Origin of the sequence: Vibrio sp. 10N.247.311.13 (assembly GCF_041467595.1) — a bacterium.
GTDB classification, from domain to species: Bacteria; Pseudomonadota; Gammaproteobacteria; order Enterobacterales; family Vibrionaceae; genus Vibrio; species Vibrio crassostreae_C.
Genome location: NZ_JBFSUX010000056.1, coordinates 1 through 13,876, shown reverse-complemented (window position 1 = coordinate 13,876; position 13,876 = coordinate 1). Strand labels below are relative to the sequence as shown.

The window sequence follows — 13,876 nt, the reverse complement described above, 5'->3', positions numbered from 1 at the left end:
TCACTTAAGTGAGATCTACACTGTTACTTTTCTTTTAAATGCTCAGCAGCTTGTGCGTTATCTTCAGCAAGCCACTCTGCGACATCTTTAGCGAAGTAAGTAAGAATGCCATCAGCGCCAGCACGCTTAAAGCACAACAGTGATTCCATGACGGTTTCGCGCTCTTTCAGCCAGCCATTTTGAATCGCCGCTTTGTGCATCGCGTATTCACCAGATACTTGGTAAGCAAACGTAGGCGCTTGCAGTTCGTGCTTAACACGACGAACAATATCAAGGTAAGGCATGCCTGGTTTCACCATCACCATGTCCGCACCTTCATTAAGATCCATAGCAACTTCGTGAATCGCTTCATCGCTGTTCGCAGGATCCATCTGGTAGTTCTTCTTGTTACCACCTTTCAGGTTCGAAGCACTGCCGACTGCGTCGCGGAATGGACCGTAGTAGCACGATGCGTATTTCGCAGAGTACGCCATAATCTGGGTATGAATATGACCCGCTTCTTCTAACGCTTCACGGATCTTACCAATGCGACCATCCATCATATCTGACGGTGCAACCACATCCGCACCCGCTTCAGCGTGTGATAATGCTTGCTTGATCAAGACTTCAGTCGTCTCGTCATTCATCACGTAACCATCTTCATCGATGATGCCGTCTTGGCCGTGAGTGGTGAACGGGTCTAGTGCTACGTCAGTAATAACGCCAATGTTTGGCACATGCTCTTTTAGTAAACGTACAGCGCGCTGCACCAAACCTTCTGAGTTATGAGCTTCAGCTGCGCATAAACTTTTAGCATCTTGGTTCACGACTGGAAATAGAGCAATCGCAGGAACACCCAGCTTTGACAGGTAATCTGCTTCCTCAAGCATGTAGTCGATCGACAAGCGTTCAACACCTGGCATTGACTCGACAGGCTCGCGGCGGTCTTTACCCATCAGGATAAACATTGGGTAGATTAGATCATCCACAGACAATTGATTTTCTGCCATTAGGCGACGGCTAAAGTCGTGCTTACGCATACGGCGCATACGGCGACCTGGGAATTGACCTTGAATTGAAACAGACACTAGATTCTCCTTGCCTAGTCTAAGCACCGAAATACTTAGATATGAAAAGTGCTAAATACAGGCAAAAGCATATCACTGATGGCTCAGGACGCTAGCAGTAAAATATGAAACCCAATCAAAAATAGGGATAAATGGCAAAAAATGACCTTCTCCTCACACTGCCGTATACTCATGACAACTCAGTAAAGACCGCTTTCAGGACAAAACAATGATCGACACCCATGCTCATATTTACGCTAGTGAATTCGATGAAGACCGCGAACAAGTTGTGCAGCGCGCACTGGCTCAAGGGATTGATACCATTCTATTGCCGAACATCGATTTAGAATCTATCGAACCAATGTTAGCAACGGAAGCGCAGTTTCCTGATGTGTGCCGTTCAATGATGGGCTTACACCCTTGTTATGTGGATGCGAATATCGAGCAAACCCTCAAAACCATTCGAGCTTGGTTTGATAAGCATGACTTTATCGCCGTGGGTGAGATTGGTATCGACTTGTACTGGGATAAAACCTTCAAGGCTGAACAAGAGATGGCGTTTGTGACTCAACTGCAGTGGGCAAAAGAGCTTGATCTACCTGTGGTGATCCACACTCGTGATTCCATTGAAGAGACACTTGCCCTACTTCGTAAAGAACAAGATGGCAGCTTACGCGGGGTATTCCACTGCTTTGGTAGCAGCTTAGAGGAAGCTCAAGCGATCAACGAGCTAGGCTTTCATTTAGGTTTAGGCGGCGTTTCGACCTTTAAGAACTCTGGGATGGACAAGGTGATCCCACATCTCGATATGGATTACGTCATTCTAGAGACAGATTGCCCATACTTGGCACCAACACCGAATCGCGGTAAACGCAATGAACCAGCCTACACAGAATTAGTAGCAAAACGCATCGCCGAATTACGCGGAATTACCCTTGAAGAAGTCGAAAACATAACCACCAAAAATGCTAAGGCATTGTTTAATTTATGACAAATCTATTAATAAGTAATTATTACGGATTTTTCCTGAATTTATTTGAGAAAGCTAAGTGACATGTATAGTATCAACCACCTGCATATAGAGGTAGTTGATTATGTGTGACCATTCACAACACTTACAACGTCAACATCGAACCCTATGGCATAAAATTTTGGGCATCAAAGAGCTCTATATATGTCAGAACTGTGGCTATCAGTTAAAGATTCGATAAACAGACATAATAAAAAAGCGGCCCTAGGCCGCTTTTTTATTATGTGATTTTTACTGAAGCATTCCGAATCAAGATTCAGCTTCTTCCTCTTCATCCGCATCTGGCTTACGCGTATAAAAGCGTGCGAAAAACAGACCAATCTCAAACAGAATACACATTGGAATCGCCAACAGTGTTTGCGAGATCATATCTGGTGGTGTCAGCATCATACCGATGATGAAAGCACCCACCACAATGTAAGGACGCTTTTCAGACAGAGATTGAGGCGTTGTTGCCCCCGTCCAACACAACAAGATAATCGCAACAGGCACTTCAAAGGCAATACCAAAAGCAAAGAACAGCGCGAGTACAAAATCAAGATAGCTTGAGATGTCGGTTGCGAACTCTACTCCCCCTAATGATATGGCCGTAAAAAAGCCAAATACCAACGGGAATACAATAAAGTAAGCGAACGCCACACCACAGTAAAACAGCAATGAACTTGAAGCCAATAGCGGCATGATCAAGCGTTTTTCATGCTTGTATAAACCCGGAGCAACAAAAGCCCACACCTGATACAAAATAAACGGAACCGCGAGGAATATAGACGCGATCAAGGTTAATTTCAGCGGTGTGAAAAATGGCGATGCAACATCGGTTGCGATCATCGTCGCCCCTTCCGGTAGACGATCTACCAAAGGTGCTGATACGAATTCATAAATATCATTAGCAAAATAAATTAGCCCGACAAATATCACTAGCACCGCGACAATCGCACGTAGTAGGCGATTACGTAGTTCTAGAAGGTGGCTAATTAAAGGCTGTGTCTGCTCAGTCGAAGACATGTCAAACCTCTTAAACAGGAAGATCGAAAAGGAGCCGCGCGTGTATCTATCCAGTTGAATTGGTATCCACTTGAATAGTTATTTACTTGAATAGATATCTATTTAAACATCTAGCGAATCAAGTATCCGGCGACTCCTCCTTGCGAGACTATTCGGCTTTCTTATCTGACGGTGCTGAAGCTTCGCTGTTGACCTGAATGGTTTCAGATTCCACAGTTTCCATGACACTAGGTTTAGTCTCACTTGGCTTATCAGACTCAGGCTTAGCATACGGACGTTGAACCTCAGCAGCGGCCTGCTTGAGTTCATCGACTGACGCTTTAAGGTCTGGAGATAAATCTTCCATACCCATTTTTTCCGCCTTGCGTAGGTTTTCTTGCAGCTCTTGCACCTTAAGCTCATGAGAAAGTTCATCTTTCACACTGTTTGCCATGCTTTTCGCTTGTCCAACAAACTTGGAAATACTGCGAATCGCCACGGGCAAACGCTCAGGCCCTAAAACCACTAACCCAACGACAGATATTAATACCAGTTCCCAAAAACCGATATCAAACACGATTTACGCCTGCTCTTTGTCTTTCTTTGTTTCAGCAGTTGTTTCAGCGTGAGCTTCTGTCTTCTGCTGTTCAATATTCTTTGGTTCGAAGTCTGCATCTTTCTTATCTGCAGGCTTGTCTTCATCGCTCATCGCTTTTTTGAAGCCTTTAACCGCTGAACCTAAGTCACCACCCATACCGCGCAGTTTCTTTGTTCCGAATAGCAAAATTACAATTACAGCAATGATTAGAAGTTGCCAAATACTGATACCACCCATTGTCATTGTCCTCGGGTCTGTCTACACATAAAAATATTAAGAGAGTCTACTGTCTAACGACGGTAAGCTCGCCAACTAAGCAACCAAAATGTGACACCTGCGATGCCACAGCCCATAGATAGCTGCTCATAAGGGCTTGAAACTAATATTGCGGAGCATACGACTAAAGTGGCTCCAACGCCAAACAAAAACTTTCCAGTTGCTTGCTGACGCTTACTATCTCGGTAACCTTGATAAAGCTGATCCATTCTGTGGTTCATCGCTTTACCTTGGCGCAAGCTGTCATAAAGTAGCTCTGGCAGCTCTGGCAGTTTTTCTGCCCAGAATGGCGCGCGCTCTTTTACTGCGTTGATCACAGCTTGCGGCCCCACCTGATTCATCATCCAGGTTTCAAGGAAAGGCTTGGCGGTTGCCCACAAATCAAGTTGCGGATACAACTGACGACCTAGGCCTTCCACATACAACAAGGTCTTCTGTAGAAGTACCAACTGAGGCTGAACCTCCATGTTGAAACGTCTTGCTGTATTAAATAAGTTTAGCAACACATGGCCAAATGAGATCTCGCCAAGTGGTTTTGCAAAGATTGGCTCACACACCATACGGATCGCGAACTCAAAATCATTGACGTTGGTGTCGTGTGGCACCCACCCCGAATCCACGTGCAGCTCGGCAACTTTACGGTAATCTCGATTGAAGAAAGCCAACAAGTTCTCTGCTAAATAGCGCTTATCTTCGCTGTTGAGCGTGCCGACAATGCCACAATCCAAACCAATCCACTGAGGGTTATCTGGATTCTCTGGGTTAACAAATACGTTGCCCGGGTGCATGTCTGCATGGAAAAAGCTGTCTCGGAATACTTGGGTAAAGAATACCGTCACACCGCGTTCCGCGAGCAATTTCATGTTGGTGCCGTTGGAGTTTAACGTCTCAATATCGGAGACTTGAATACCATAGATTCGCTCTGACACCATCAGGGTTTCGCTGCTTAGATCAGGGATAACCTCTGGAACATACAGCTCTTCACTGCCTTCAAAATTACGTCGCAGTTGAATGGCATTGGCCGCCTCACGGCGCAGGTCGAGTTCATCAAGTAACGTTTTCTCGTACTCGTGAACCACTTCAACCGGTTTCAAACGACGTGCTTCAGGAAGCGACTTAGCGACTATACGCGCCATTCGGTGCATCAGTTTTAGATCTGCGTCAATCACCGGGCGAATATCAGGTCGAATGACCTTCAGAACAATCTCGCGACCGCTCTCTTTAAGCTTTGCGGTATGCACCTGAGCAATAGAAGCAGAAGCCAGTGGCTCGATATCAAAGTCGGTAAACCAGTTGTCTAAACTGCCACCCAACGCCTTTTCCATATCTTGCTTCGCCAATTGACCATCAAACGGCGCAACTTGGTCTTGCAACAACGCCAACTGATCGGCGATATGAGGAGGGAACAGATCACGACGTGTCGACATCATCTGTCCAAACTTGATCCACACTGGACCAAGTTCTTGCAGCGCAAGGCGCAAGCGATGACCCAACTCTTTATCTTGATGCTTGTTCTTGAGCCAAAACAGTGACTTTCGCGCCAACAAAGGGGCTTTAGTCAGTTGGTGTTCCGGCATCAACTCATCAAGGCCGTATTCCAACTGTACCTTGATAATATGATAAAGACGTTTCAGTTCTGCTGGGGTCATGCTTTCTCCAACAGAGCGTTCAACTTAGCTTCAAGACGAGCAGCAGAGCTTTTTACGTCATCAACTTGGTCGCAAAAATGCGCGACTTCTAACGGTGCAGGTGCGATCTTCCACTCTTCAGTCAGAACTTGAGCAACATGATTTTGATGCTTAGTTGCCTGTTTTGCTACAAAGCCACCGACGTTTTTAACGCCTTGCACCAAGGTATGCGCAACCACATCACCCGTTACGCGCGATAACCACTCTTCCAAATCAGGCTTGCAGTCTGTCATCAGTTGAGCGAATTTCTGAGCCAGTTGAATATCACCTTCTAAGATCAGCTTATCTTGCTTGATCAGCTTGGTGATGTTCGATTGCTCACGCAGTTCAGGTAACACCGATAGGTTCAAAGATAGGTAGCAGTCAGGCTGCCCTTCGTATTCTGACAACACATCAATCTGTTGGCTGAAAACGAAAGTGAGTGTTTTATTCAACTCTTTCAAATTGACTTGAATGATCTGCCCCTTTAAACGAGACAAACGACGAACCAGTGCTGGATCATCGTTCACGAAAGTATTTAAAGAGGTTTCAATAACCGCGGTTACCAATGGATCAAGTGGCATGACTGTCCTTACCTTTGAAAACGGATAAGCCTTAACCTATCCGTTCTATCTTTATTCTTATTGTTTAGCACGCTCAGCGAGCCTGCTACCAAGCTCGACTAGAACTTGTAACCGCGGTGCAGCGCAACAATGCCGCCCGTTAGGTTGAAGTATTTTGTATTTTCAAAGCCCGCTTCTTGCATCATGCCTTCCAAAGTCTCTTGATTTGGGTGCATACGAATAGATTCTGCAAGGTAACGGTAGCTGTCTGCATCGTTAGCAATCAACTCACCCATTTTTGGCAACAGGTGGAAAGAGTATGCGTCGTAAACCTTTGATAGTGGCTCAAGCACTGGCTTAGAAAACTCAAGAACCAACAGACGGCCACCCGGCTTAAGTACGCGGTACATAGAACGCAGCGCTTGGTCTTTATCGGTTACGTTACGCAGACAGAAGCTGATCGTAATGCAATCGAAGTAGTTATCTGGGAATGGCAACTCTTCAGCGTTCGCTTGTACGTAGTGTACGTTGCCAACAATGCCGCTATCACGCAGCTTATCACGGCCAACATTCAGCATTGAGTTGTTGATATCAGCAAGAACCACGTGGCCTTTTTCACCAACGATACGCGAGAATTTCGCAGTAAGGTCGCCAGTACCACCACCAAGATCTAGGATACGCTGACCAGGGCGAACGCCACTGCAATCAATCGTGAATCGCTTCCACAAGCGGTGAACACCACCCGACATTAAGTCATTCATGATGTCGTATTTAGCGGCTACAGAGTGAAATACCTCTGCTACTTTCGCGACTTTTTCGTCTTTCGCGACTGTTTCGAAACCAAAGTGTGTGGTTTCTGACTCTACTGCTGAATTTGTCTGCACGCTTGTGTCCATAATGCTGTTATCTACCATGGTAAGTTCTCATCGACAGCACGCTCCGTGTTTAGAGGCGCTGCGGCCGATTAGTTTACTTTATCCTCAGCGGGTTGTCTTTCTACTAAGGAGGCATTTTCTGAAAAAGCCTCATTTTGCGCCATTTCAGCCAAGCCTACCGAAATCGGTTTCTTCACCTCAACACCGAGTTGCTTGAAGCTTTCCGCCTGACGGATCACATTGCCACGCCCAGTCAATAGCTTATTCATCGCTCCTTGGTAGCTTTGGTTGGCTCTATCTAATGAGCTGCCAAGACCTTCCATATCATCAACGAACAGGCGTAATTTGTCGTAAAGCTTGCTCGCACGTTCCGCGATAACCTGTGCGTTCTGGTTCTGTCTATCGTTGCGCCACAAGTTATCAATGGTACGCAGTGCCACCAGCAAGGTGGTTGGGCTGACCAAGATAATGTTTTGCTCCATCGCATCTTTAACTAAGCTAGGGTCGGCTTGAATCGCCACCTGAAACGCAGGCTCTACCGGAATAAACATCAACACGTAATCCAAGCTCTGTATGCCTTTGAGCTGATGATAATCCTTCTGGCTCAAGCCTTTAATGTGTGCGCGCAATGAAGCCAAGTGATCACGTAATGCAGCATCACGTTGCTGATCGGTTTCGGCATTGAAATAGCGTTCAAATGCCACCAGCGCCATTTTTGAATCGACCACCACTTGCTTGTCTTGTGGCAGATGCACAATCACATCCGGTTGATAACGCTTGCCCGCATCGTTTTGCAGGTTCACTTGCGTTTGGTATTCGTGGCCTTCGCGCAGTCCTGATTCAGCAAGCACGCGAGCCAGCACCACCTCGCCCCAGTTACCTTGTTGTTTGTTGTCACCCTTTAGCGCTTGAGTCAGGTTCACCGCTTCACGCGTCATACTCTCATTAAGACGCTGCAGGTTTTTAAGCTCATGCACCAAAGTATGACGCTCTTTGGCTTCTTGGCTGAAGCTGTCGTTAACCTGCTTTTTAAAACCTTCTAGCTGTTCTCTCAAAGGTGACAACAAACCTTCTAGGCTCTGCTTGTTCTGCTGATCAACCTTGGCGGTTTTGGTTTCAAACAGTTGGTTCGCTAACAATTCAAACTGCTGCTTAAGTCGTGATTCAGCTTGCTCTAGCAACTGCAGCTTTTCGCTATTGGCGAGGTTTTCTTGGTCATGCCTTGCTTCTTGCTCGCGCAGCTCGGCTTCTAATTCAGACTTATGATCTTTAAGCACATTGATCTCATCAGCGTACTGCTGGCGCTCTTGCTTTACCGCCTCAAAGTAGCGCAGTTTTTCCATTGCAGCCATCACCTTACCGTGCGCCTGCTTGAGCTCGAATGCCGCTTTGTCTCGGTCATCATCCAACTCATTAAGCTCTTGTTGCGCCTCTGCGAGCGAGGACTTGAGCTGAGATTGTTGAGATTCATGCAGCAAACGGTCGGACTCTAGCTGCTGTTCAAGAAGTCGCTGTTGAAAAGAGAACTTCTGTTTGATCCACCAACCCACCACACCGCCGCTGACGAGCGCGCCAGAAATAGCAGCAATAAGCGGTGCTTGATGTTCGATAATCCATTGCATGATAATGATTTAGCCTAATTTGAAATAACTCATTAAATGGTATTTTGATACTGGATAAATGTCCAGTTTGCCGTATTAAAATTCGACAGATAGACTAGGCGCTCCGTATTCTGTCCCATCAAATTAGAATGAGTTGCCATGAACGAACGTCGTGCCTTGGGCTTTGGCCTTTCCGCAGTACTGCTGTGGTCAACGGTCGCTACTGCTTTTAAGCTGACCCTTGCTGAGTTTTCACCGATTCAAATGCTGACCATTGCCAGTATTGTGTCGTCGATTGCGCTGATCGCAGTCTGCGCCTTTCAAGGTAAGCTCTCTCAGCTGAGTACAACGTTCCTTTCAAACCCTTGGTATTACCTGCTGCTCGGCTTGGTTAACCCATTGGCTTATTACCTGATTCTATTCAAAGCCTACGACCTGCTGCCCGCTTCTCAAGCTCAAGCCATCAACTACAGCTGGGCTATCACGCTAACCTTAATGGCGGCGGTTTTTCTGGGGCAAAAGATTCGTAAGCAAGATTGGATTGCGTGTACCTTCAGCTATGCGGGTGTGGTAGTTATTGCCACCAAAGGCGATGTGTTAGGCATGCAGTTCGATAGCCCACTCGGTGTGGCACTGGCGCTGCTTTCTACTCTGCTTTGGGCGGGATACTGGATTCTAAACACCAAAAACAAGGCTGACCCTGTGATTGGCGTATTGCTTGGTTTCTTAGTGGCATTACCTTTCGCGATCGGTTTAACCCTTTACGAAGGCGAGAGCTTTAGTCAAATCACAGCAAAAGGTTGGATGGCTGTGACTTACGTAGGCCTGTTCGAGATGGGCATTACCTTTGTCTTGTGGCTCTCGGCATTAAAACTGACCAACAACACAGCGCGTATCAGCAATCTGATTTTTGCCTCACCGTTTATCTCGTTGATGCTACTTTCCACGATTATCGGCGAAGAGATTCACCCAGCGACCCTGTTTGGCTTGGTACTGATCATTACCGGCCTTGTTATCCAGCAGATCAAGTTTTCAAAAAACAAACCGGCGTAAATAAGAGCTAAAAGATTCAATTGAGCACGAAAAGCTATCGATAAAGTCGAATCTAGAGCTAGAGCACAATGTTAGATACAAAAATGGCGAGTCGTATAACTCGCCATTTTTATATAATTTAAAATCTAGTGAGTAAGCTAAAAGCTTAAACCCACTGACCAGCAGTAAAGCCTGAACTCCAACACCATTGGAAGTTGTAACCACCAAGCCAGCCCGTTACGTCCATCACCTCACCAACGAAGAATAAGCCTTTGATGTTCTTACATTCCATGGTTTTTGAAGAGAGGTGATCGGTATCAACGCCACCAAGAGTAACTTCCGCCGTACGGTAACCTTCTGTGCCATTTGGTGCGATTTTCCAGTTTTCTAGATGCTCAACAATGCCATTAAGCTGCTTTTCGTTGAACTGCTTAAGCGGTTTGTCTTCCAGCTCTTTACGGTCAATCAATACCTCAACAAAACGCTTAGGTAATACTTTTGCCAATGTGTTCTTTAAGCTCTGATTTGGATGCTTCTCACGAGAGTTCGCCAACAACTCAGTCACATCAGCTTCTGGTACTAGATTAATCGAAACCGATTGACCCGCTTTCCAGAACGAAGAAATTTGCAATACCGAAGGACCAGATAAGCCGCGGTGGGTAAACAGCAACGCTTCTTTGAATAAGGTGCCGTCTTGCGCGGTGATCTCGGCAGGAATCGCGATTCCTGAAAGCTCAGCAAAGGCTTCTTTGTCTTCTTTATGCAGAGTAAATGGCACCAAACCGGCTGTAGTCGGCATCACAGACAAGCCAAACTGCTCGGCAATCTTATAGCCAAATGGCGTCGCGCCTAGTTTCGGCATCGATAAACCGCCCGTCGCCACGACAAGTGAGTCACACTCAACTTCGTCGGTATTAAGGTGCATCTTAAAGCCAGCGTCTGTTTTTTCGATGGAGTGAACATCACAACGGTAGCGCTGTTCAACTTTCGCCTGCTTACACTCTTCAAGCAACATGCTCACGATGTCTTTTGCAGTGTGGTCATTCACACAGAACAATTGGCCGTGGTCTCGCTCTTCGAACTCAATACCGTACTTGCTCACCATCGAGATAAAATCCCAGTTGGTGTATTGAGATAAGGCTGACTTCACGAAGTGAGGGTTGTTACATAGGAAGTTGTTGGCTGAAACATCATAGTTAGTGAAGTTACAACGGCCGCCACCTGAGATTAAAATTTTTCTGCCTGGTTTCTTTGCATGATCAACCACCAGCACTCGTCGGCCACGTTTACCCGCTTCCGCAGCACACATTAAGCCCGCGGCGCCCGCACCAATTACGATTACATCAAACTTTTCACTCATTGGGGTTCTGCTTTCTTCACTTTTGCACCTCGAGTACGCCCTGTTCTCGAAATGCCATCAATAAAAAAGGATGTGCATAAACAGCACATCCTTACTAATTGCTCGCTATTCTAGCGGCAATTTTAAACTTTGCAATTGATGTTCAATTGTACAATTTGCAGACAGCAGCAAAACCACTACTTGGCTTAGCGAACCAACAACCGAAGCTTTACACCAAAACCTAAACTCTACTTCACACGTACTAAATAACTTAGACGATGAAAGAAGACAGCAACGTTACACCCAGCAGAGCGGAAGAAAGTATAAACAACTGTCTTACGCGATCACACTTCGACATAAACACTTCGTCGTGATGATGGTGGTACTCTTTGCTTTTGATGTAACTAAACAAGCGAACCTGCTTGGTCATATTGCCATGAGTTGTGAAGAATCCACCTCCGTCTACTTGTTGATAAAGTAGAGGATGTGCTTCTCGCATTATATAAATGAGTGTTCTTAGCGCAGTAAAATATCGCGCCCAGTTCACGCAAGTCACAACCATTAGTGCAAATAGAATAGTGTCGCCGCTGATCATCCTTTCCTCCCTACATCTTCATAAGAAAACTCAAAAGAAAAAGATAATCAGTGTCTTTCCCGTACTACCTAAACGGCAGGAGCTTCCATAATTGAAGATGAACCATCTTTTGCCAATTGCGCTAGGTCTTTATCAATAAAGAACAGTGCTTTACCGTCTTCACCAACAAGCTCTAGCTTATCCAATACACCTTTAAACAACTTCTCTTCTTCGTGTTGCTCTGCAACGTACCATTGCAGGAAGTTAAAGGTTGAGTAATCTTGTGTGCTGAAAGCAACGTGAGCCAGTTTGTTGATCTTTTGAGTAATCATCTGCTCATGTTCATAAGTTTCACGGAACACTGCACCAAGGCTATCAAATTCATGTTTTGGCGCTTCAATCGCACCTAGAATTGGCATTGCACCTGTTTCACTTACGTAAGTGAAAAGACGCTGCATATGTTCCATTTCTTCTACTGCATGAACACGCAGAAACTCTGCTGCACCTTCAAATCCTTTGTCTTCACACCAAGCACTCATTTGTAAGTATAGATTGGATGAGAAAAATTCTAGGTTAATTTGATCATTCAGTTGCTCAACCATAGTTTTTGACAGCATTTAAGACTCCTAATTACATCCTCAATTTTCTCTACTATATCACTATTTAATGAATATCTCGCAGGCCATTAGTTAACCAATATTTCGAGCTGTCATTACGCAAGACAGTGGATATGAGATCACTTCAGCAAAAAAAACCATCGCATAGTGCTAATCTTAAATCAGACAATGAATAAAGGAGGTAGCGATATGAGTTACAAACATATTTTGGTCGCGGTCGATTTATCAGAAGACAGCAAATTAATTGTGGATAAAGCGGTAGCATTGGCTAAGCCATTGGAAGCCAAAGTCTCTTTTATCCATATCGATATTAACTACGCAGAGCTGTATACCGGCCTGATTGATATCAACATGGCCGAAACCCAGCACAACGCGATGGAAGCGTCTCGTATTCAGCTGCAAAATTTTGCGGAGCACGCCCAATACCCGATCACCCATACCCTAGTAGGCAGTGGTGATTTGAGTCATGAGCTGTGTGACACCATCAACGAGTTCAATGTTGATCTCGTGGTTTGCGGTCACCATCAAGACTTTTGGAGCAAGCTGCTCTCTTCAACACGCCAACTGATCAACGCCTCTCCGGTTGATATGCTGGTCGTGCCTCTAAGAGATTCAGAAGACTAATGATTTAAGGTTAGGTAACATACAGCTCATATCTTATTAACGAAGTTTTACTATGAGCTATTTAGCTGGTGTTACCCTCCTATGGGCCTTCTCCTTTAGCCTGATCGGCGTTTACCTTGCGGGTCAGGTTGATTCTTGGTTCTCTGTTTTAATGCGTGTTGCCCTTGCTGGCGTCGTATTTCTTCCTTTCCTAAAGTTTCGCGGCGTATCGCGTAAGCTGATCGCTAAATTGATGGCAATTGGTGGTATCCAGCTTGGCCTGATGTACTGCTTCTACTATCAGTCTTTCTTACTGCTATCCGTTCCTGAAGTCCTTTTGTTTACTGTCTTTACCCCAATTTACGTCACGCTTATTTATGACTTTCTCAAAGGGCAATTCTCTCCGTGGTACCTAGTGACAGCGGCAATTGCGGTATTGGGCGCGGTATTCATTAAGTTCGCAGGTATTAACGAAAACTTTTTAGTCGGCTTCCTCGTCGTGCAAGGCGCGAACCTGTGCTTTGCTATTGGTCAGGTGGGCTACAAGGTGGTGATGGAGAAGGAATCGACCGAGTTGCCTCAGCGAACCGTATTTGGTTACTTCTACTTAGGGGCGCTATGTGTCGCGTCAGTGGCTTTCATGCTACTAGGCAACCCAGAGAAACTGCCCACCACCACACTTCAATGGGGAATCCTGATCTACCTTGGCTTGATTGCGTCGGGGCTGGGTTACTTTATGTGGAATAAAGGCGCGTGCATGGTGAATGCTGGCGCGCTGGCAGTGATGAACAATGCCTTGGTTCCTGCTGGTCTGGTGGTGAATATCCTGATTTGGAACAGAGATGTCGATTTGGTTCGCTTGTCTATTGGTGGCGCCGTTATCTTATTCTCTTTATTCGTCAATGAGACGTGGGTGAAGAAGCGCGTAGCAAGATCCGCAAGCAACGCTTAGCTGATTTGAACGAGCTACATGAGTCAGCTCGGATAACCCCAAAAAGCAAAAGAGCGACCTAAGGTCTAATGCCGATCAGTTAAAGCCAAAGCGATCGGTTGAAGGATCCTTCAGAGCTG

15 protein-coding genes are annotated in these 13,876 nt (G+C 45.7%); 4 read left to right on the top strand and 11 right to left on the bottom strand.

Annotated elements, in window-relative coordinates; genetic code table 11:
• Positions 1-23: 23 nt before the first annotated feature.
• Complete coding sequence (gene hemB / locus AB6E52_RS18545) at positions 24-1,067, bottom strand: porphobilinogen synthase (protein ID WP_017060158.1); 1,044 nt, start codon at positions 1,065-1,067, stop codon at positions 24-26.
• Between the two features lie 208 nt (positions 1,068-1,275).
• On the opposite strand from hemB, the gene AB6E52_RS18540 reads away from it, so the two are divergent.
• On the top strand, positions 1,276-2,037 hold the full coding sequence (locus AB6E52_RS18540) for a TatD family hydrolase (RefSeq protein WP_017063053.1): 762 nt from the start codon (positions 1,276-1,278) through the stop codon (positions 2,035-2,037).
• Positions 2,038-2,325: 288 nt separating this feature from the next.
• Here AB6E52_RS18540 and tatC read toward each other — a convergent pair whose 3' ends face one another.
• The 7 genes from tatC to rmuC form a co-directional block, all read right to left on the bottom strand.
• A complete protein-coding gene (gene tatC, locus AB6E52_RS18535) occupies positions 2,326-3,081 on the bottom strand; it encodes a twin-arginine translocase subunit TatC (RefSeq protein ID WP_017060156.1) in 756 nt (251 codons plus the stop codon).
• A gap of 148 nt (positions 3,082-3,229) precedes the next feature.
• Positions 3,230-3,637 (bottom strand): Sec-independent protein translocase protein TatB, encoded by a 408-nt coding sequence (tatB, locus tag AB6E52_RS18530; protein WP_017060155.1) that lies wholly within the window; start codon positions 3,635-3,637, stop codon positions 3,230-3,232.
• 3 nt (positions 3,638-3,640) lie between these two features.
• Positions 3,641-3,895, bottom strand: coding sequence for a Sec-independent protein translocase subunit TatA (tatA, locus tag AB6E52_RS18525; RefSeq protein WP_017060154.1), 255 nt, complete (start codon positions 3,893-3,895; stop codon positions 3,641-3,643).
• A 53-nt stretch (positions 3,896-3,948) separates the two neighbouring features.
• A complete protein-coding gene (gene ubiB / locus AB6E52_RS18520) occupies positions 3,949-5,583 on the bottom strand; it encodes a ubiquinone biosynthesis regulatory protein kinase UbiB (protein WP_102320566.1) in 1,635 nt (544 codons plus the stop codon).
• Positions 5,580-6,185 carry an SCP2 domain-containing protein gene (locus tag AB6E52_RS18515; protein WP_102320565.1) on the bottom strand — a complete coding sequence of 202 codons (606 nt, stop codon included), beginning with the start codon at positions 6,183-6,185 and terminating at the stop codon, positions 5,580-5,582. Before AB6E52_RS18515 ends, ubiB begins: the two co-directional genes overlap by 4 nt.
• Positions 6,186-6,283: 98 nt before the next feature.
• Positions 6,284-7,063: a bifunctional demethylmenaquinone methyltransferase/2-methoxy-6-polyprenyl-1,4-benzoquinol methylase UbiE gene (gene ubiE / locus AB6E52_RS18510; RefSeq protein ID WP_026012235.1), complete on the bottom strand. Its 780-nt coding sequence runs from the start codon at positions 7,061-7,063 to the stop codon at positions 6,284-6,286.
• A gap of 65 nt (positions 7,064-7,128) precedes the next feature.
• Positions 7,129-8,661, bottom strand: a complete 1,533-nt coding sequence (gene rmuC / locus AB6E52_RS18505) for a DNA recombination protein RmuC (protein ID WP_102320564.1) — start codon at positions 8,659-8,661, stop codon at positions 7,129-7,131.
• A gap of 138 nt (positions 8,662-8,799) precedes the next feature.
• On the opposite strand from rmuC, the gene AB6E52_RS18500 reads away from it, so the two are divergent.
• On the top strand, positions 8,800-9,693 hold the full coding sequence (locus AB6E52_RS18500; protein ID WP_102320563.1) for a DMT family transporter: 894 nt from the start codon (positions 8,800-8,802) through the stop codon (positions 9,691-9,693).
• Positions 9,694-9,838: 145 nt separating this feature from the next.
• Here the strand turns inward: AB6E52_RS18500 and AB6E52_RS18495 are convergent, their stop codons facing one another.
• The 3 genes from AB6E52_RS18495 to ftnA all read right to left on the bottom strand — a co-directional run bounded on the left by AB6E52_RS18495 (position 9,839) and on the right by ftnA (position 12,202).
• On the bottom strand, positions 9,839-11,032 hold the full coding sequence (locus AB6E52_RS18495) for an NAD(P)/FAD-dependent oxidoreductase (RefSeq protein ID WP_102320562.1): 1,194 nt from the start codon (positions 11,030-11,032) through the stop codon (positions 9,839-9,841).
• A 250-nt stretch (positions 11,033-11,282) separates the two neighbouring features.
• Positions 11,283-11,606, bottom strand: coding sequence for a universal stress protein UspB (gene uspB / locus AB6E52_RS18490; RefSeq protein ID WP_004735557.1), 324 nt, complete (start codon positions 11,604-11,606; stop codon positions 11,283-11,285).
• Between the two features lie 68 nt (positions 11,607-11,674).
• Positions 11,675-12,202, bottom strand: coding sequence for a non-heme ferritin (gene ftnA / locus AB6E52_RS18485; RefSeq protein WP_004735556.1), 528 nt, complete (start codon positions 12,200-12,202; stop codon positions 11,675-11,677).
• A gap of 189 nt (positions 12,203-12,391) precedes the next feature.
• Between ftnA and uspA the strand changes: the two genes are divergently transcribed.
• Both uspA and AB6E52_RS18475 read left to right on the top strand, forming a co-directional pair.
• Positions 12,392-12,826, top strand: coding sequence for a universal stress protein UspA (gene uspA, locus AB6E52_RS18480; protein ID WP_017060149.1), 435 nt, complete (start codon positions 12,392-12,394; stop codon positions 12,824-12,826).
• 52 nt (positions 12,827-12,878) lie between these two features.
• On the top strand, positions 12,879-13,757 hold the full coding sequence (locus tag AB6E52_RS18475; RefSeq protein WP_017060148.1) for a carboxylate/amino acid/amine transporter: 879 nt from the start codon (positions 12,879-12,881) through the stop codon (positions 13,755-13,757).
• The last annotated feature ends 119 nt before the right edge of the window (positions 13,758-13,876 follow it).